This is a genomic window from Mesorhizobium sp. M8A.F.Ca.ET.202.01.1.1 (assembly GCF_004791595.1).
Classification (GTDB): Bacteria; Pseudomonadota; Alphaproteobacteria; order Rhizobiales; family Rhizobiaceae; genus Mesorhizobium.
Genome location: NZ_SRUN01000004.1, coordinates 54,276 through 70,932, shown reverse-complemented (window position 1 = coordinate 70,932; position 16,657 = coordinate 54,276). Strand labels below are relative to the sequence as shown.

The following is a 16,657-nucleotide window of genomic DNA, read 5'->3' as shown; positions in this document are numbered from 1 at the left end:
GCCTTGCCGTCATTTGACGAAGGGACGCAGCACGTCGCGGGCGAGCAGAAAACCCCGCTTCACCTGATCGTCGCTGCCTTCAAATCGCCTGTCCTCGTGCTCGATGATGACCGAGCCGTCATAGCCGGCGCGGTAGAGACCGGAGAAGAAACCGCTCCAGTCGACATCGCCCAGCCCTGGCATGCGCGGCACCTGCCAGCCTATCCCGGCCGAAAGGATTCCGCGCTCGTACAAACCATCATGATCAATCATCAGGTCCTTGGCGTGGACATGCAGCATGTAGGGGCCGAATTCCCTGATGAAGCGAGCCTGGTCGATCATCTGCCAGACCAGGTGCGAGGGGTCGAAATTCATGCCGACATCGCCGCCCCAGCTCTCCAGGATGCGGCGCCAGACTTGCGGCGAATAGGCGATGTTGTGCCCGCCCGGCCATTCGTCATAGCTGAAGATCATCGGGCAGTTCTCGAAGGCAAGCTTCACCCCGTGGTCGCGTGCATGGGCGACGATCCCGGGCCAGACTTTCAGCGCATCCTGCCAGTTGACGTCGACGGTTTTGGAGGCATCGCCGCCGCAGAAGGTGTTGACGACCGGCACGCCCATATTGGCGGCCAGCACGATCACCTTCTTCAGATGGCCGATGACCGCCTCGCGGTGGGCCGGATCGGGATGCAGCGGGTTGGGGTAGTAGCCGAGGCCGGAGATGGACATGTTCTTTTCCGCCAGCGAAGCGGCAATCTCCTTCGCCTGCGAGGCCGAGGTGCCGGCGGCGTCGATATGGCTGGTGCCAGCATAGCGGCGGGTGGCGCCGGAGGTTTTCGGCCAGCAGGCGATTTCCAAGGCCTCGAAGCCGACGGAGCTTGCCCAGCCGGCGACCTCGCCGAGCGGAGTCTCCGCGAATGGTGCGGTGAGCAGTCCAAGTTTCATCATGCCTCCCCTGACCGCGAACCCGCGATCGATGTTTATAATGCCGATAGTTTGGATCGTTTCAACCTCGCGACCCCGTCTTGCTCCAGACTGTGTCGAACGGCCGCCATCGGATCGTCCGAAAGCAGTTCGCCCAGCGCTGAAGTCACCGTCTTGCGAAACGCCTCGTCGGCGGCAAGGCCGGGGTCGAAAATCGTGTCGATGGCCAGGATGGCCGAAGCCAGCGCCGGCGCGTCGCGTCCGGTTTCGTCGGCGATCGCTGCGATCCTGCCGGCATAGGGATCCGACACCGGCCAGCGTTTGCCGAAGCGCGCCGAGGCCAGGATGAGATAGGCCATCCAGCCGGCGACCGGCACCGACAGCAGGCCGATGCCGGCGCCTTGGCTCAGCCGGTCGCGGATCGGGTTGAGCAGGCGCTGGACGATCTTTTGCGATCCATCGGTGGCGATCTGGTGGTTGCGATGGCGGATCGCTGTGTTCTTCAGCCGGCCAAGGCTCTGCTCGACATAAGCCAACGGCTCCATGCCGGGCACCGGCGTCAGTGTCGGAAGCGTCTCCTCGACCAGCATGCTCCTGACGAAGACCGACAGCAGCGGGTCGGCGATGGCATCGAATGTGTGTTCGAGCCCCGCCAGCACGCCGAGCGTGGCGAGCGTCGTTTGCGCCCCGTTCAGCACCCGCATCTTGAGATGCTCGAACGGCGTGACATCGTCGACGAAGGTCGCGCCGGCCAGGTCCCAGCGCGGCATGCGGCCGGCGAATTTCTGCTCGATCACCCACTGCCGGAACGGTTCGCCGACGGCAACGGCGCCATCGCGATAGCCGAACCATTGCTCGACGCTGTCGAGGTCATCCGGCGACACAGCCGGCGCGATGCGGTCGACCATGGCGGAGGGGAAGGCGGCATTGGCCGCGATCCAGTCGGCGAGCCCATTGCCGCGCCGTTCGGCAAAGCCCCGCACGACATTTTCCAGGATGACGCCGTTGGTCGGAATGTTGTCGCAGGAGAGCAGTGTCAGCTTGCGGCCATGCGTGGCCCTGCGCTGCTCCAGCGCCAGCGCCAGGATGCCGGGCAGGCTGCGCGGCGCTTCCGGATTGGCGAGATCATGGACGATGTCGGGATGGCCGAGATCGAGCGCGCCGGTCGACGGGATATGGCAATAGCCTTTTTCCGTCACCGTCATCGTCACCAGTTCGATGTCGGGCGAGGCGAGCACCGCGAGCGCCGGTGCGGCGCTGTCCTGGCTGTCGACCACCTTCACGATGCTGCCGATGACGCGCGCCTCGACATGGTCGTTCTCGCGGATCAGCCTTGTGTAGAGGCCGCCTTGCCGGCCAAGGGTGTCGGCGAGCGCGGGCGGGCGGATATTGATGCCGACAATGCCCCAGCGGTCGAACTTCAGCGAGAGCAGGTCGTCGGTGTATTCGGCCTGGTGGCAGCGGTGGAAGGCACCGACGCCGAGATGGGCCATGCCGGGTGACAGCGATGCGCGGTCGTAGGTCGGCTTTTGCACGGCGGCGGGAAGCCGCTCCAGCAGGCCAGGCCCAAGCGTTTCGATGGCGTTCACCGGTTCGCCCCGATCACCGACTGCTCCTGGTCGATCACCGCCCCGGTCATCGGCCCGGCCGCGTCGGAAAGCAGGAAGACGGCGAGGTTGGCGATATCGTCCGGCCTGAGCAGCCGGCCAAAGGGCTGGGCGGCGTTGGCGGCGTCAAGCCAGCCCGGGCCATGACCGAGCGTCTGCGCCTGCATCACACGCTCGGCCGGCGTGTCGGTCCAGCCGACATTGATGCCGTTGACGCGGATGCGGTCGAAGCGGTGGGCGTTGGCGGCGTTCTTGGTCAGCGTCGCCAGCGCGCCCTTGGTGGCGGAATAGACGGCAAGCTCGGGTGAGCCGCAATGGGCGTTGATCGACAGGATGTTGACGATCGCGCCCCCCTGGCCGCGTTTCCGCATGTCGGCAATCGCCGCCTGCATCAGGAAGAACGGCGCGCGCGCATTGACGGCGAACAGCGCCGCCCAGTCTTCGGGGCTGGCGTCGAGGAAGGACGCGCGGTCGGTGAGGCCGGCGGCGTTGACCAGGCCGTCGATGCGACCGAAGCGCTCGATGCAGGCCTGCGCCAAAAGGGCCGGAGTTTCCGGGTCTCCGAGGTCCGCGGCGACGAAGAGTGTCGGCGTGCCCAGCCGCGAAAGCTCCGCCGCGACCGCATCGCCACGCGTCTTCTCGCGGCCGGTGACCAGCAGCCCGGCCGCGCCGGAGCGCGCCAGGGTCTCGGCGATGGCACGGCCGATGCCTTGCGTCGACCCGGTGACCAATATCACCTTGCCTTCGAGCCTGATCTCCATTCCTCCTCCCGGAACAAAGTTTCTATTTTTCAAAATATGGAACGATAATTCCCGGTAGTCAATTGTGCCAGTGGCGGTTCATCAGATGACATCCTAAAGTCTGCGCCGCCCCTCACCTGCCTGCCGGCATCCTCTCCCCCGTATAGTGACGGGGAGAGGGCGCTGTCGTCACCGATTTCGCCAATCACCAATGTTGCAAAGGGGGTGCCAGCGCTGAGGCCAGCCCCTTCTCCCCGTCACTATACGGGGAGAAGTGCCCGGCAGGGCGATGAGGGGCGGCGCGGGCGTCGATAATTTATGGTCGCCGCCACAAGTCGAAACTCTCCATCAAAACCTCCAATATTCACTTGCCGCGCTTTGCCGCGACGCCTTGGACCAGCGCCATGCCGACGGCGAGCGACGCGGCCAGCGAGCGGAAACCGGCGAAGTCGGATTCCACCACCTCCAGCCAGCTGTCCGAGAGCCGGATCAGCGGCGAGAAGGTGCTGTCGGTGATGGTTACGATGCGGGCGCCGCGTTCGTGCGCCACCGCGACGAGGTCGGGCGTGATCGAATTATAGGGGCTGAAGGATACCGCCAGCACCGCATCCTGCCTGCCGATACAGCCGACCTGGTCGAGCGCGGTCGAGCCGACATTGTCGACCAGCACGTTGCGCACGCCTTGCTGCGAAAGCGTCAGCGACAGATAGGTGGTGACGGGGAAGGCGCGCTTGGAGCCGATGACGTAGATCAGGTCGGCGTCGGCCAGCGTCGCCAACATCTTCTCGAAGCTTTCGACATCGAAGCCGCTTTCGATGCGGCCGAGCGAGGCCAGCGAGGCGCCGACCATGCCGCGCAGGAAATGCATGGCGGCGTTAGGCTCGGCCTCGGCGCGCTGCTCGCCACGGCCTTCCGGCCAGGATCCCTTGACGTGGTCCTTGAACAGGCCCTGGAAATCGGAAAAGCCCGAATATCCGAAGATCTGCGCGAAGCGCACCAGCGTCGAGGGCTGCACGCCGGCCTGTGCCGCCACTTGGGCGATGGTGCCGAGCGCGACCTCGCTCGGATGCTGCCACAGGAAGATCGCCACCTGGCGCAGGCGCTTCGGAAAATGCACCGTGCCGGAGGACAGCACCGCGCGCAGCTCTTCATAGGTCTGCGGCTGTATATAGCCAAGGGCCGCCAGCGAACGCCCGCGCTTGCGCGTCGCCGCCTCGTCGGCATTGGATCGTCCGGATGGTTTTCTCGCCCCGCTCATGAATTCAGGCTAGCGCGATACGATCGTTTTACAATATGGAAATTGGAAATCCTGTTCGAGGGTGGTAGGGGGGCTCGGTAAGTCCTTCCAACGTCGTCATCCCAGGGCGAAGCAGGAGCGAAGCTCCGTCGCGGAGACCCCTGGAGCTGCTCCGCAGCCCAAGGGATCCATGCCGTGACAGTTGCCGAGGAACGCGGCGGAATCAGAAGATTCTGCACCGTCGCAACGCCTTGAAGCCACGGCATGGATCCTGGGGTCTGCGCCGCGTCGCTGCGCTCCTTGCTCCGCCCCAGGAGGACGAAGTGATAGGTGGAGGAGGAAACATGGTCTACGCAACATCGGACGGGTCGGCGGGCACGCGCTTGAGGGTGGGCATGGTCGGCGGCGGCCGCAACGCCTTCATCGGCGCGGTGCATCGGCTGGCCATGCGGCTTGACGACCAGATCGCGCTGGTCGCCGGCGCGCTGTCGTCCGATCCGGACAATGCCGCCGCCTCGGCCGCCGAAATCGGCATCGCGCCGGATCGCAGCTATGCCGATTATCGCGCCATGGCCAAGGCGGAGGCCGCGCGGCCGGATGGCATCGAGGCGGTCGTCATCGTCACGCCCAACCATCTGCACGCGCCGATCGCCACCGCCTTTCTCGAAGCCGGCATCGACGTGATCTGCGACAAGCCGCTGTCGACGACGCTTGATGACGCGCGAGCGCTGGTGGCGCTGGCGCGCGCGAAAAAGCGCCGCTTCGTCGTCACCCTCAACAACACCGGCTACGCCATGGTGCGCCAGGCGCGCGAGATGGTGATGGCGGGCGAACTCGGCCGGATCGTGTCTGTGCATGGCGCCTATATCCAGGACTGGCTGACCAAGCCGATCGATGCCGACGGCCAGAAGCAGGCGGAATGGCGCACCGATCCGGCGAGGGCAGGGCAGTCGGCGGTGCTGGCCGATATCGGCGTGCACGCCTTCAACCTGGCAAGCTTCATCTCCGGCCGCGAGGCCGACTCGGTCTCGGCGGACCTGTTCACCGCCGTGCCGGGGCGCCGGCTCGACGACAATGCGCATGTGCTGGTGCGCTGGACCGACGGCGCGCGCGGCACGATCCTGGCCAGCCAGACGTCGCCCGGCCACTACAACGACCTCTCCGTGCGCATCTATGGCGACAGAGCCGGGCTCGAATGGTCGGGCACGCGGCCGGAGGAACTGCGCTTTTCCGTCCATGGCGAGGAAACCCGCACGCTGGTGCGCGGCGGCCATGGCTCGACGGCGGAAGCCCGCCGCGTGTCGCGCATGCCGGCGGCGCATCCGGAGGGCTATATCGAGGCCTTCGCCAATTTCTACCGCGACGCCGCAGACATCATCCGCGCCCACCGTTCGGGAGGCGCGGTCGATCCGGCGCGCGCGGCACAGGTGCCCGACGTGGTCGACGGCGCGCGCGGCGTGAAGTTCGTCGCCGCCGCCGTGGAGTCGAACGCGGCCAGCGGGGCGTGGACGGCGGCGCGGTTTGGGGGATGACAGCCAATCTCCCCCTCGTGGGGAGATGCCCGGCAGGGCAGAGGGGGGCGCCAAGGATCACTGCCTATCGGTATGATCCTCTTTCACGCAAGCCTCCGACGGACATACCTGATTGACCGAGACGTTGGCGGGACAGCGCCCCCTCTGGCCTGCCGGCAATCTCCCCCTCTTGGGGGGAGATTGGCAGCTTTGCCGTCGGCGATCATGCCACGCCCAGTTGCTCCGCCAGATCCGACAGCATCGGGCGCTGGCCCTGCAAAATCTTCACCTCGGCCTCGGCCAATGTGAACCAGCCGGCTCTGTCGACCTCCGGGAATTCCTTCATCGATCCGGATCGCGGCGGCCATTCCATGGTGAAGGTGTTGCTGCTGATGGCGGCGACGTCGATGTCGGCCTCGACGGACCAGGCCGAGACGATCTTGCCGCCCGGTTGCCGGTAGTCGCCAAGGCGCGCGAAGGCGCCTTCGACCTTCATGCCGAGCTCTTCCCCGGTCTCGCGTCGTGCCGCCGCCAGCTCGTCCTCGCCCTGGTCGACGAGGCCCTTGGGGATCGACCAGGCGCCATCGTCCTTCTTCGCCCAGAACGGGCCGCCGGGATGGACCAGCAGCACCTGGATGTCACCACCGGTGCGGCGATAGATCAGCAGGCCGGCACTGCGTTTTGCCATGTTTGCATGTCCGTTTGCGGCACTGGTGCGAAGTCTGCCGATCTTGCACCGGGAAATTGCGACGCTATGTCAGGCGCATCCGGATTGCACCTCATACGCGAGTCCGGCAATCTGATAGCATCGCTTTTGGGGCGGCGTCGAAAGTCAGGTGATTCGTCCGAATGCAGCTGGGTCTGATCGGCTACTATAGCGACTTCGTGGTCTATCCGCTGGTGATCGCCGTATTGGGCGTGGCCGGGCTGATCGAGGCCGGAGAGGAAGGCGCGCCGGACTGGATCGGCACGGCGCTGATCTGCCTTGGCCTGTGGACGCTGATCGAATACGTCCTGCACCGCTTCGTGCTGCACCACGTTCCCTGGATCCGGGACCTGCACGACCGTCACCATATCGAGGAGCGCAGCCCGGTGGGCACGCCCACATGGCTCAGCCTCGGCGTTCATGCGCTGGTGGCATTCCTGCCTGTCTGGATGGTCTCGGATTTCGCGACCGCCAGCGCGGTGAGCTGCGGTCTGATGCTGGGCTACCTCTGGTACATCAGCGTCCACCACATGATCCATCATTGGCATCCGACCCATCCGAGCTATCTCTATATGCTGAAGCGCCGCCACGCGGTGCATCACCATGTCGACGAGAACGCCAATTTCGGCGTGACGTCGATTTTCTGGGATCGGATTTTCGGCACCGCGCGGCTTTGACGTGGGGCTGCCGGGGCAATGAGAAACGCCGGGCCTGAAATCTAGGCCGAGCGATCTGGCCAGAATAACCAGATGAGCGCGGCGGCCATCAGAACCCAAATTCCAACGATGAATGCCAGACCGCCGCGGCTGGTCGGCCTGGATCGGCGAATGGCTTCCGCGCGAAACTCAGCCATCAAAGCGGCGGGGATCAACTTCACCGCAAGCAGGATGCCGAGCGGTACGATGATCAGATCGTCCAAATATCCGAGGACGGGAATGAAATCGGGTATCAGATCGATAGGACTGAGCGCGTAGGCGGCGACCACGCCGGCGGCAACCTTGGCGTACCAGGGAACGCGGGGATCGCGGGCGGCCAGCCACAAGGCGACCACATCGCGCTTGATGGCCCTTGCCCATTGCTTTGCCTTGTCAAGGATGGTCACACGGCAACCCTCTTTTATAGGATCTCGAACCGTCGGCGCCGCCGCTCCCTTCGCTACGATCATTGCAACCATTTTCGCGATCTGCAAACTGCCCCGCTAGCCAATTTCGCCTCTTCTTGACAAGCGGTGCCTGCCGGATGCTAGTTGCCGCCAGATGCCTGGGCGTGGGGGAATTGCCGTGAGGAAGACCTATCAAAAGCCGGTGCTGGTGAAGCGCGAGCTGCTGTCGGCCGTGACCGCGGCGCCGCCTGGTTCGGCACGTTGATCCGCAAGGCGTGAGCGACGGCGAGCGCTCACAGCTCCTTTTCCGCCAGTTCCCTCAATTCGTCTGGAACCTTGCGTAAGTCCGATGTCATTGTCACGACAGGCGGCTCAAGATAAATTGCCTTGGGGTATTGGAACCGGGGGCGTACCGGGAATGCTTCTGCCATTGTTGCATTGGCATGTGCCTCGTCGCTATGGCGGGCTGAAATGGGCGGCACTTTTTGCGCCGTTCATCCTTCTCTCTGGTTACATTGTTTATGGCTTTATTGGCATCCAGATCGACTCGCCGCTTTCCGCCCTCAGGCATCTTGCCGCATTCCCGAACTGTGCAGCTGCCCGCGCCGTCGGTCTTGCCCCAGCGCGCAAGGGGCAGCCTGGCTATTGGCCGACGCATGACGCCGACAAGGACGGTATCGCCTGCGAGCCCTGGCATGGGGAAAGCGGCAGCGGCGTCAAGGTGCATCGCTACTGGCGTACTGGCAGGTAATTCTCACAGCTCCTTTTCCGCCAGTTCCCTGAATTCGTCGGGCACCGAACGGCCCGCCTCCAGCGCCACCGTGCCGTAGCCGACCGCCTGTTTGCCGAAGCGCTCGCGGATCTTGTCGACGGCGCGGTCGGCGCCGAAACGGGCGAGGCCCTTTCGGCTGCCGGGGCGGCGCTTTTCGTCGGCAAGGCCGAGCGGCAGGTCGAGCTGCAGCTCGGCGCTCTCTTCCAGATGCGAGACCGAGATCGCCAGCAGCGAGATGGTTTTCTCCCGTGGATGGTCAGCGAGCACGCCGCGCACCAGGTCCGTCGCGATCTCGGCCAGCATGATCGTCGCCGAGATCGGCTGTTCCAGCGTGATCGAGCGGGTGACGGCGCTGAGATCGGCGAAGCGCACGCGCACCGTCACCGTGCGGCCGGGGCGGTTCTTGGCGCGCAGCCGGCTGGCGACGCGGTCGGCCAGATGCAGCAGTGTCGGCACGATCACCCGCGCCACGGCCGGCTTTTGCCCAAGCGCCGATTGCGCGCCGGCAGAATGCGCCCGGCGCTTCATCTCCAGCTTGCGCGGGTCGCGGTTCCACGCCAGGGCCGCGAGCTTGTCGCCGGCGGCGGGGCCGAGCAGCCGCGTCAGCGCGCCGCTGTGGGTGCGGGCCAGTTCGCCGATGGTCTCGACGCCGATCTCGGCCAGCCGCGCCCTGGTTGCCGGCCCGACACCCCACATCAGCGAGACCGGCAAATCGTGCAGGAAGGCAAGCTCGGTGCCGGGGTCGACCACCACCAGCCCGTCGGGCTTGGCGACCTGCGAGGCGATCTTGGCCAAGTGCTTGGTGCGCGCCACGCCGATCGAGATCGGCAGGCCGAGTTCTGCCCGCACACGGCGGCGGATCGCCATGGCGATCTCTCGCGGCGAGCCGAACAGATGCGTGCAGCCGGCGACATCGGCAAAGGCCTCGTCGATGGAGATGCGCTCGACCACCGGCGTGAAATCGTCGAGCACCTTGATCGCCGCGTCGCCCAGCCGTTGGTAGTGGCTGAAATTGCCGCCGACGAAGATCAATTGCGGGCAAAGCTCGCGCGCCTTGCGCCCCGGCATGCCGCCGCGCACGCCGAAGGCGCGCGCCTCATAGGAGGCGGCGAGCACCACGCCGCCGCCGACCGCGATCGGCTTGCCGCGCAGCGTGGGGTCGAGCAACTGCTCGACCGAGGCATAGAAGGCGTCGAGATCGGCATGCAGGATGGTGGCCGTCGTTTCCATCCTGTTCCGCTCATCCGCGATTGCTGATAGACCGGAACATATGGAGAACAAAAGCGGACCATTGTCAATCGGGAGGCAGGTTGTGGGGGCATCTCGTTGGGGAGTGTGACCTAGTTCAAATGCTTCGACTGGCTACCCAGGCGGCAGTGCTGCCCTCATTGCCCTGCCGGGCATTTCTCCCCGTATAGTGACGGGGAGAAAGGGCGGCGGCTCCGCCGGCGACCCGCGGCGCCGACTTTCAAGGAAGCTGCTTCGCCCTTAGAACAGCGCTCCCGCCTACACCATATGCTCTGCCCGCAGTGCCACCTTCATCCGTTCCAGCGCCGGCTCGCCGCCGGCAGCCAGTTCCTCGGCGATACGGGCCAGCTTGTCATCGGCCTTGCGATGCTTGCTGCCCCAGGCGCCGAGCGTGGCAAGCACCGGCAGCAAGTCGATGCCGGCCTCGGTCAGCCGGTAGATTGCCTTCAATCCGTGGCTCGGGTCGTCGCTGCGGGTAAGGATGCCTTCGTCCTGCAGTGTCTGCAGCCGCTCGGCCAGCGTGCGCGAGGAAATGCCTTCATCGGATTGCAGGAACTCGCGAAAATGCTTTTTGCCGGCGAAGATCAGGTCGCGGATGATGAGCAGCGTCCAGCGGTCGCCGAGCAGTTCCAGCGACAGGTTGATCGGGCAAGCGGATCGTTCGCGCGTCGACATCCCTATGGTTCCAATTTTAAATCACTTTACTATTGACATCATTTTTCCCGGCAGGTCAAATGGTTCCGAAAGTAAACCGTACCTAGGCAAATCTGACGAGGACACCCGATGAAAAAGCTCATCCTGCAGATGCAGGTGTCGGTCGACGGTTTCGTCGGCGCCGATGCCGATCACCCGTGGCAGCTCTGGGAGTGGGGCGACGACAATGGCTGGGACGCCGAGCTGAAACAGGATTTCAACGCCGTGTTCGCCGGCATCGACACGATTCTGCTCAGCCGCAAGATGGCCGAGGAGGGCTATCTCACCCATTGGGGCAATGCGGCGAGGAAATATCCGGCCGATCCGTTCTATGCTTTCGCCCGGCGCATCGTCGAAGCGCGCAAGGTGGTGCCGAGCGACAGGCTCGAAGCCTCGCGTTGGGAGCGCACGACGGTGGTGAGCGGCGACCTGCCGCGCGAGGTCAGCGCGCTGAAGGCGGGCGAGGGCGGCGACATGGCGGTCTTCGGCGGCGCCGGCTTTGCGTCGGCGCTGATCGCGGCCGGGCTGGTCGACGAGTTCCAGCTGTTCGTCAATCCTGCCGTGCTGGGCGCCGGCCGCCGTATCTTCGATGAGGGCGGGTTCCGAAACCTGCGGCTGCTCGGCGCGAAGGCCTATGCCTGCGGCATGGTGGTCAGCCGCTACGCGCCGGCGGGCTGATCCGGCGGCGTACGGCCTCGCGCCGAAAAAAAAGACGTTTGGCCGGAATCCTTTGCCCGCTTCTCTTCGTCTTCAAGATGCGGTCGCCGAAAGGGCGGCCGCATCAATGCTGAATGGAGAGACAGACTATGATCCTGGTGACAGGTGCCACCGGCCTGAACGGCAAGGCAATCGTACGCGAGTTCGCACGGCGGAAGTATCAAGTGCGGGCGCTGGTTCGCGATCTGGACCGGGCATCCGCGGCAGGGCTCGGCGGACTTGCGGGCGTCGACCTGATCGAGGGCGATATGCGCCGGGCGGAGACGCTTGGCGCGGCACTCGACGGCATCGATCGCGTGCTGATGATTTCGACCGCCGCGCAAGACATGGTCGAGACGCAGTGTCGTTTCATCGACGCCTGCAAGCAGGCCGGCGTCACGCATGTGGTGAAGTTTTCCGGTGCCGAATCCAACATCGGCTATGACGCGACCAAGTTCCGCTTCACGCGCATGCATGAGGAGGTCGAGCGCTATCTGGAGGGAGCCGGCATGGCGTGGACTCACCTGCGCCCCAGCCAGTTCATGCAGGTCTATCTGCGCGACGCGCCGACCATCGCCAGGGAAGGCGCTTTTTACCTCGCGCTCGGCGATACCGAACTGTCGACGGTCGATGTCGAGGACATCGCCAAAGTCGCCGTCCGGCTGCTGCGCGATGGCGGCCACGAAGGCGAGAGCCTCGACATGACCGGACCCGAGGCGCTGACCATGAGCGATATCGCGGTGCGGATTTCGCAGGCGATCGGCAAGCCGGTCCGCTATGTCGATATCAGCCCGCAGGAGCGCCGGCGCAATCTGCTGGCCGCCGGCGTCCCTGCCGACTTCGCCGATGCGCTCGACGAGCAACTGGCGGAGCGGCGGCGGCGGCCGAAATCGCGGGTGCATCTGGCCACGCATGAGATGTTCGGCGTGCGGCCGACGCCGTTCGTCGAATTCGCCCGGCGGCATGCCGCGATGTTTGGCGGCTGAGCGCGTCCGTAAAAAAAAGCGCCCGCCGCCACGTATCCTTTTTGCCTGCCCGTACGTCTCTGCCTTTGAAGGTCGCGCCTTCCGCGAACCGCAACCCCAGGAGAATGTCATGGCGAGCATCGAGAGCGAGGCAAACAGGAACCATTACGCGGCGATCGCGGCCAATGCGGGCAAGCTGACCAGCCCGCAAGCGATCATCGACCACAACGATGTCCATTGGACGGCGCTGACCGGCGAGCCGCGCGGCGTCGACTATATCGAGGTCGATGCCGGCGGCGTGCCGGCGATGTGGGTCGTGCCCAAGGGTGCCGACGAGCAGCGGGTGCTGTTTTATGCGCATGGCGGCGGCTTCATCGGCGGCTCGATCTACACCCACCGCAAGCTGGTCGGCCATCTCGCCAAGGCCGTCGGCTGCCGGGCGCTGGTCTACGATTATCCGCTGGCGCATCAGGCCAAGCATCCGGCCCAGCTCGAGGCGGCGATGGCAGCCTGGAACTGGCTTGTCGACCAAGGCTTCGACCCCCGGCGGATCGTGATCGCCGGCGACTCCTGCGGCGCGGTGCTGACCTATGGCGTCCTGCAGCGGCTGCGCGCGCAGGGGCGGCCGCTGCCCGTCGCCACGCTGATCATCTCCGGCTGGTTCGACATGGCGATGACCGCCGCCAGCTACGAGACCAACCGCGAAAAAGATCCGGCCTTCGCCAAGGCTGGCGTCGACTGGCTGGCGGCCAACTTCATCGGCGATGCCGATCGGCGCGATCCCGAGGTCAGCGCGCTCTACGCCGATCTCTCCGGCTTTCCACCCGTCTTCCTGCAGGCCGGCGCCGACGAGACGCTTGTCGACGAAAGCCGCATGTTCGCCGAGCGGGCGAGACAGGCAGGCGTCGAGACCCGGCTCGACGTCTTCGACGGCATGCTGCACTCCTTCCAGATGATGGCCGGGCGGGCGCCGGAAGCCGATGATGCCATTGCCCGCTTCGCTACCTGGGTACGGCCGAGACTGGGGCTGCCGGCAGCCGGTGAGAAGACCAGCGAAAGGGCGGCGTGAGCATGCGGCGCCTGATCGTGTCGAGTTTCGTCTCGCTGGATGGCGTCATCGAGGGACCCATGACATGGGCCTCGCCGTTCTTCGTCGGGGAGAATGTGGACCATGCCTTGCAGGCGCTTTCGAACGTCGAGTTCTTCCTGCTTGGCCGCGTCACCTACGAGATGTTCTTCGCACGCTGGCCAGACATCAGGGATAGCCCCTACATGGACCGCATCAACGGCCTGAAGAAGCTGGTCGCCTCGACGACGCTGAAGACGGTGTCGTGGAATGCCACCTTGCTTGATGGTGACGTTGTGCAAGCGCTCGCCGCGATCAAGCGGCAACCGGGCGGCGACATCCTGAAATATGGGGTGTCGCAGCTCGACCGCACCTTGCTTGGCGCGGGGCTGGTGGACGAGTATCATCTGTCGATCGTGCCGACATGGGTCGGGCACGGCAAGCGCGCCTTCGACGATGTCGGACCGGTCGATCTCGATCTTGTCGGCACGCATCGTTTCGCCAACGGCGTGATGACCCTGACCTATGTGCCGCGATGAACCAGCAGATCCGCAAATCCCCCGACACGACGCAAGCCATGCGGGCCTGGCCTGAGCCCGACCGTGTGTTCGACCTGCGCTATGCCGCGTTCCTGGAGACGGTTTCGCATCTGCGCGCCAGGCTGCATCGCTATTGCGCGCGCATGACCGGCTCGGCGCTGGATGGCGAGGACATCATGCAGGAGGCGCTGTTCGAGGCCTATCGCAAGATCGAGCTGCTCGACGATGCGCAGGCGCTCCGGCCGTGGCTGTTTCGCATCGCGCATAACAGGTGCATCGATTTCATCCGCAATCGCCGCACACGGCACGCGGCCGAAGCCTTCTATGCCGACGACGACATCGTGCCACCGGTCGAGCCGGCTGGTCCGGGCGCCGGCCGCGCCATAGAGCGGCTGGTCGTACATCTGCCGCCGAAGGAGCGCGCCTGCGTGCTGCTCAAGGACGTCTTCGACCATTCTCTGGACGAGATCGCCGATCTGGTCGGCTCGACATCGGGCGGCGTCAAGTCGGCGCTCAATCGCGGCCGCGCCAAGCTCGCCGCCTTGCCCGCGCAACCGGTCGCGGTGCCACCACATGACCCCGAACTGGAGCGGCTGCTTGACCGCTATGTCGCGCTCTTCAATGCCAGGGACTGGGACGGGGTGCGGGCGCTGACCAGCGCCGATGCGCGGCTGCGGGTCTCGGACTGCTATAACGGCCTGCTCTCCCGCTCGCCCTACTTCGTCGAATATGAGCGCAGCGAGCTGCCCTGGCGCATGCGGCCAGGCACGATCGAAGGGGAGATCATGCTGGTCGTCGACAGGCAATATGGCGAGGTCTGGCGGCCGGCCTATCTGGTGCGAATCCGTGCGACCGGTGGGGCGATCGACCGCATCACAGACTATTATGCCTGCCCGTGGATACTGGACCTGATCGCCGCCGACGGAGTGACCCGATAGGCCGTTACCTGGAGAGGAAATCCGTGATCAGCTTGACGGTGGCATCCGGATTTTCCTCCATGATCCAATGGCCCGATGCGGGCACGACGGCTCCGGTCACGTCCGTGGCGACGAGACGCAGGATGTCGGCCTGGCTGGTGCCGGCCGATTTTTCCGCACCCGCGGCGAGCACGGGCATGGACAGCTTGCCGCCGCTGGCCAACATCGCCTGGTTGTCGATGGCGTCCTGGTCGAATGCCTTGAACTGCTCGAAGGCGTCATGCATGGCATGCGGCCGTGCATAGAGTTTTGCGTAGTGGGCGCGCGTCGCCTCGTCGATCTTCTTCGGGTCGGCCGACAGTTCGTTGTAGAAGCGGTCGAGGTAGATGCGCTCGCGACCCGCGACCAGCCGCTCCATGTCGGGGCCTCGGAAGTTGAAGTGCCACAGCAGCGGGCTCTGCTTGATCTTGTCCCAGTCGCCGATGCCCGGCAGCGGCGCGTCGATGACGACCCATTTGGCGATGCGCTTGGGATATTGCGCGGCCAGCGCATAGCCGACCATGTTGCCGATGTCGTGCGTCACCAGGTCGGCCTTGTCGACCTTCAGCGCGTCCATCACGCCGGCGATGTCGACCGCCTGGTTCTTCTTGGTGTAGCCGTCGTCAGGATGCGCCGAAAGGCCCATACCGCGCAGGTCCGGCACGATCACCGTGTGATCCTTCATCAGGGCTATCGCGGCCGGCGCCCACATGTCTCCGGTATCGGCGAAGCCATGCAGCATCACGATCGCCGGACCCTTGCCGCCGACGCGGACGTGCAGGCTGGTGCCGTTGGTCTTGATCGTCTGCGTCTTGAAGCTGGCAGGAAAGGCGACCACGCGGGCCGAGGCCGGAACACTCATTGCCAACAAGCCGAGCACGATGACCAAAGGACGAAACATGTAAGCACTCCTGGAGATTTTGTTCTATCACCGCGGTATCGCGGTTTTGTGAACTATGACACCATGCCCTTGATTTCGTTAGGCGACGGTCGCCTGATTGTGAATTCGGGAAAGCCGAACAATGCTGAAGCTCGAAGCCGCCGCCGCCTTTGGAATCCGGTTCGATCACCGAAGCGGCCCGGCGCATGGCGCTGTCGAAATCCGTCATCAGCGAGCGGCTGTCGGAACTCGAACGCGGCCTCGGCACGAAGCTGCTGGATCGCACGACGCGCAAGCTTTCCATCACCGAGACAGGGCGAAGTTTCTATGAACGCGCCAAGCGCATCATGCAGGAGGTGGCCGACGCCAGCGCCGAGATCGCCGAGCGTCGCGGTGAACTCGCCGGGCCGCTCAGAATAGCGGCGCCGACCAGTTTCGGAATCCTGCATCTCGGCCCGGCGCTGTATGGCTTCCTGGCCAAGCATCCGGGGATTGAGCTGACGCTCGATCTCGACGACCGCTTCGTCAGCATAGTGGCCGACGGCTACGACGCCATTTTGCGTCACGGGCCAGTGGTCGACGACGGCCCCGTCATCGTTAGGAAGCTGGCTTCCAGCCGGCGCTTCCTGGTGGCCGCGCCGGACTATCTCGAGACATTCGGGCGGCCCGGGACCGTCGAGGACCTGAAACGCCACAAGGGCATCATCTATTCGATCCGGGGTGCCGCCGACTGGCGGTTCAAAGTTTCACGGCGGCTGATGACTGTCCGCCCTCAGACCACGTTGCGCGTCAACAACGGGATCCTGATGCGCGATGCCGCGCTTGCCGGCCTCGGCCTGGCCCTGCTTCCCGCCTATTTTATCCAGGCGGAAATCGCCGACGGGCGGCTGGTGAGCGTCGATGTCGGCGCCGAGCCGGAAGGAGCCAGCATCTACATGGCCTTTCCCGAGGACCGGCGCGGATCGGCCAAGCTGCGCGCGCTCACCGCATGGCTGCGCGATGTGCTTGGCGACCCGCCCTATTGGGAAGCATGACG

17 protein-coding genes and 1 pseudogene are annotated in these 16,657 nt (G+C 65.1%); 9 read left to right on the top strand and 9 right to left on the bottom strand.

Annotation, left to right across the window (positions count from 1 at the left end):
• Positions 1-9: 9 nt before the first annotated feature.
• The 4 genes from EN845_RS10910 to EN845_RS10895 all read right to left on the bottom strand — a co-directional run bounded on the left by EN845_RS10910 (position 10) and on the right by EN845_RS10895 (position 4,508).
• Positions 10-924 (bottom strand): sugar phosphate isomerase/epimerase, encoded by a 915-nt coding sequence (locus tag EN845_RS10910; protein WP_127870345.1) that lies wholly within the window; start codon positions 922-924, stop codon positions 10-12.
• Positions 925-959: 35 nt separating this feature from the next.
• Entirely contained in the window at positions 960-2,492 is a 1,533-nt protein-coding gene (locus EN845_RS10905) for a mannitol dehydrogenase family protein (protein ID WP_127870346.1), read from the bottom strand.
• The gene (locus EN845_RS10900) at positions 2,489-3,271 is read right to left on the bottom strand and encodes an SDR family oxidoreductase (RefSeq protein WP_127870347.1); all 783 of its coding nucleotides are present in this window, start codon (positions 3,269-3,271) and stop codon (positions 2,489-2,491) included. Before EN845_RS10900 ends, EN845_RS10905 begins: the two co-directional genes overlap by 4 nt.
• 343 nt (positions 3,272-3,614) lie before the next feature.
• Positions 3,615-4,508 carry a MurR/RpiR family transcriptional regulator gene (locus EN845_RS10895; protein WP_127870348.1) on the bottom strand — a complete coding sequence of 298 codons (894 nt, stop codon included), beginning with the start codon at positions 4,506-4,508 and terminating at the stop codon, positions 3,615-3,617.
• A 323-nt stretch (positions 4,509-4,831) separates the two neighbouring features.
• Here EN845_RS10895 and EN845_RS10890 point away from each other — a divergent pair, with 323 nt between their 5' ends.
• Entirely contained in the window at positions 4,832-6,019 is a 1,188-nt protein-coding gene (locus tag EN845_RS10890; RefSeq protein ID WP_127870349.1) for a Gfo/Idh/MocA family oxidoreductase, read from the top strand.
• Positions 6,020-6,221: 202 nt separating this feature from the next.
• Here EN845_RS10890 and EN845_RS10885 read toward each other — a convergent pair whose 3' ends face one another.
• Positions 6,222-6,686, bottom strand: a complete 465-nt coding sequence (locus EN845_RS10885) for an NUDIX domain-containing protein (RefSeq protein ID WP_127870350.1) — start codon at positions 6,684-6,686, stop codon at positions 6,222-6,224.
• Positions 6,687-6,847: 161 nt separating this feature from the next.
• Here EN845_RS10885 and EN845_RS10880 point away from each other — a divergent pair, with 161 nt between their 5' ends.
• Entirely contained in the window at positions 6,848-7,381 is a 534-nt protein-coding gene (locus EN845_RS10880) for a sterol desaturase family protein (RefSeq protein WP_127278498.1), read from the top strand.
• 41 nt (positions 7,382-7,422) lie between these two features.
• Here the strand turns inward: EN845_RS10880 and EN845_RS10875 are convergent, their stop codons facing one another.
• On the bottom strand, positions 7,423-7,806 hold the full coding sequence (locus EN845_RS10875) for a YkvA family protein (protein ID WP_127870351.1): 384 nt from the start codon (positions 7,804-7,806) through the stop codon (positions 7,423-7,425).
• A gap of 349 nt (positions 7,807-8,155) precedes the next feature.
• Here EN845_RS10875 and EN845_RS10870 point away from each other — a divergent pair, with 349 nt between their 5' ends.
• Positions 8,156-8,557 (top strand): excalibur calcium-binding domain-containing protein, encoded by a 402-nt coding sequence (locus EN845_RS10870; protein ID WP_245511711.1) that lies wholly within the window; start codon positions 8,156-8,158, stop codon positions 8,555-8,557.
• A 3-nt stretch (positions 8,558-8,560) separates the two neighbouring features.
• On the opposite strand, the gene dinB is transcribed toward EN845_RS10870, so the two are convergent.
• The gene (gene dinB, locus EN845_RS10865; protein WP_127870352.1) at positions 8,561-9,808 is read right to left on the bottom strand and encodes a DNA polymerase IV; all 1,248 of its coding nucleotides are present in this window, start codon (positions 9,806-9,808) and stop codon (positions 8,561-8,563) included.
• A gap of 276 nt (positions 9,809-10,084) precedes the next feature.
• Positions 10,085-10,501, bottom strand: coding sequence for a helix-turn-helix domain-containing protein (locus EN845_RS10860; protein ID WP_127870353.1), 417 nt, complete (start codon positions 10,499-10,501; stop codon positions 10,085-10,087).
• 108 nt (positions 10,502-10,609) lie between these two features.
• On the opposite strand from EN845_RS10860, the gene EN845_RS10855 reads away from it, so the two are divergent.
• The 5 genes from EN845_RS10855 (at position 10,610) to EN845_RS10835 (ending at position 14,723) form a co-directional block, all read left to right on the top strand.
• The gene (locus tag EN845_RS10855; RefSeq protein ID WP_127870354.1) at positions 10,610-11,197 is read left to right on the top strand and encodes a dihydrofolate reductase family protein; all 588 of its coding nucleotides are present in this window, start codon (positions 10,610-10,612) and stop codon (positions 11,195-11,197) included.
• A gap of 128 nt (positions 11,198-11,325) precedes the next feature.
• Complete coding sequence (locus EN845_RS10850) at positions 11,326-12,201, top strand: SDR family oxidoreductase (protein ID WP_127870355.1); 876 nt, start codon at positions 11,326-11,328, stop codon at positions 12,199-12,201.
• Positions 12,202-12,310: 109 nt separating this feature from the next.
• Positions 12,311-13,249 carry an alpha/beta hydrolase gene (locus EN845_RS10845; protein WP_127870356.1) on the top strand — a complete coding sequence of 313 codons (939 nt, stop codon included), beginning with the start codon at positions 12,311-12,313 and terminating at the stop codon, positions 13,247-13,249.
• 2 nt (positions 13,250-13,251) lie between these two features.
• A complete protein-coding gene (locus EN845_RS10840) occupies positions 13,252-13,785 on the top strand; it encodes a dihydrofolate reductase family protein (RefSeq protein WP_127870421.1) in 534 nt (177 codons plus the stop codon).
• On the top strand, positions 13,782-14,723 hold the full coding sequence (locus tag EN845_RS10835; RefSeq protein WP_127870357.1) for a sigma-70 family RNA polymerase sigma factor: 942 nt from the start codon (positions 13,782-13,784) through the stop codon (positions 14,721-14,723). Before EN845_RS10840 ends, EN845_RS10835 begins: the two co-directional genes overlap by 4 nt.
• Before the next feature lie 4 nt (positions 14,724-14,727).
• On the opposite strand, the gene EN845_RS10830 is transcribed toward EN845_RS10835, so the two are convergent.
• Complete coding sequence (locus EN845_RS10830) at positions 14,728-15,642, bottom strand: alpha/beta hydrolase (RefSeq protein ID WP_127870358.1); 915 nt, start codon at positions 15,640-15,642, stop codon at positions 14,728-14,730.
• A gap of 121 nt (positions 15,643-15,763) precedes the next feature.
• On the opposite strand from EN845_RS10830, the pseudogene EN845_RS10825 reads away from it, so the two are divergent.
• Positions 15,764-16,655, top strand: a pseudogene (locus EN845_RS10825) (LysR substrate-binding domain-containing protein).
• Positions 16,656-16,657: the final 2 nt, after the last annotated feature.

Coding starts and splice junctions, on each gene's coding strand:
- EN845_RS10830 (WP_127870358.1), bottom strand. CDS start 15,642: ATGTTTCGTCCTTTGGTCATCGTGCTCGGCTTGTTGGCAATGAGTGTT.
- EN845_RS10880 (WP_127278498.1), top strand. CDS start 6,848: ATGCAGCTGGGTCTGATCGGCTACTATAGCGACTTCGTGGTCTATCCG.
- EN845_RS10890 (WP_127870349.1), top strand. CDS start 4,832: ATGGTCTACGCAACATCGGACGGGTCGGCGGGCACGCGCTTGAGGGTG.
- EN845_RS10860 (WP_127870353.1), bottom strand. CDS start 10,501: ATGTCGACGCGCGAACGATCCGCTTGCCCGATCAACCTGTCGCTGGAA.
- dinB (WP_127870352.1), bottom strand. CDS start 9,808: ATGGAAACGACGGCCACCATCCTGCATGCCGATCTCGACGCCTTCTAT.
- EN845_RS10855 (WP_127870354.1), top strand. CDS start 10,610: ATGAAAAAGCTCATCCTGCAGATGCAGGTGTCGGTCGACGGTTTCGTC.
- EN845_RS10840 (WP_127870421.1), top strand. CDS start 13,252: ATGCGGCGCCTGATCGTGTCGAGTTTCGTCTCGCTGGATGGCGTCATC.
- EN845_RS10850 (WP_127870355.1), top strand. CDS start 11,326: ATGATCCTGGTGACAGGTGCCACCGGCCTGAACGGCAAGGCAATCGTA.
- EN845_RS10870 (WP_245511711.1), top strand. CDS start 8,156: ATGTCATTGTCACGACAGGCGGCTCAAGATAAATTGCCTTGGGGTATT.
- EN845_RS10835 (WP_127870357.1), top strand. CDS start 13,782: ATGAACCAGCAGATCCGCAAATCCCCCGACACGACGCAAGCCATGCGG.
- EN845_RS10900 (WP_127870347.1), bottom strand. CDS start 3,271: ATGGAGATCAGGCTCGAAGGCAAGGTGATATTGGTCACCGGGTCGACG.
- EN845_RS10845 (WP_127870356.1), top strand. CDS start 12,311: ATGGCGAGCATCGAGAGCGAGGCAAACAGGAACCATTACGCGGCGATC.
- EN845_RS10885 (WP_127870350.1), bottom strand. CDS start 6,686: ATGGCAAAACGCAGTGCCGGCCTGCTGATCTATCGCCGCACCGGTGGT.
- EN845_RS10895 (WP_127870348.1), bottom strand. CDS start 4,508: ATGAGCGGGGCGAGAAAACCATCCGGACGATCCAATGCCGACGAGGCG.
- EN845_RS10910 (WP_127870345.1), bottom strand. CDS start 924: ATGAAACTTGGACTGCTCACCGCACCATTCGCGGAGACTCCGCTCGGC.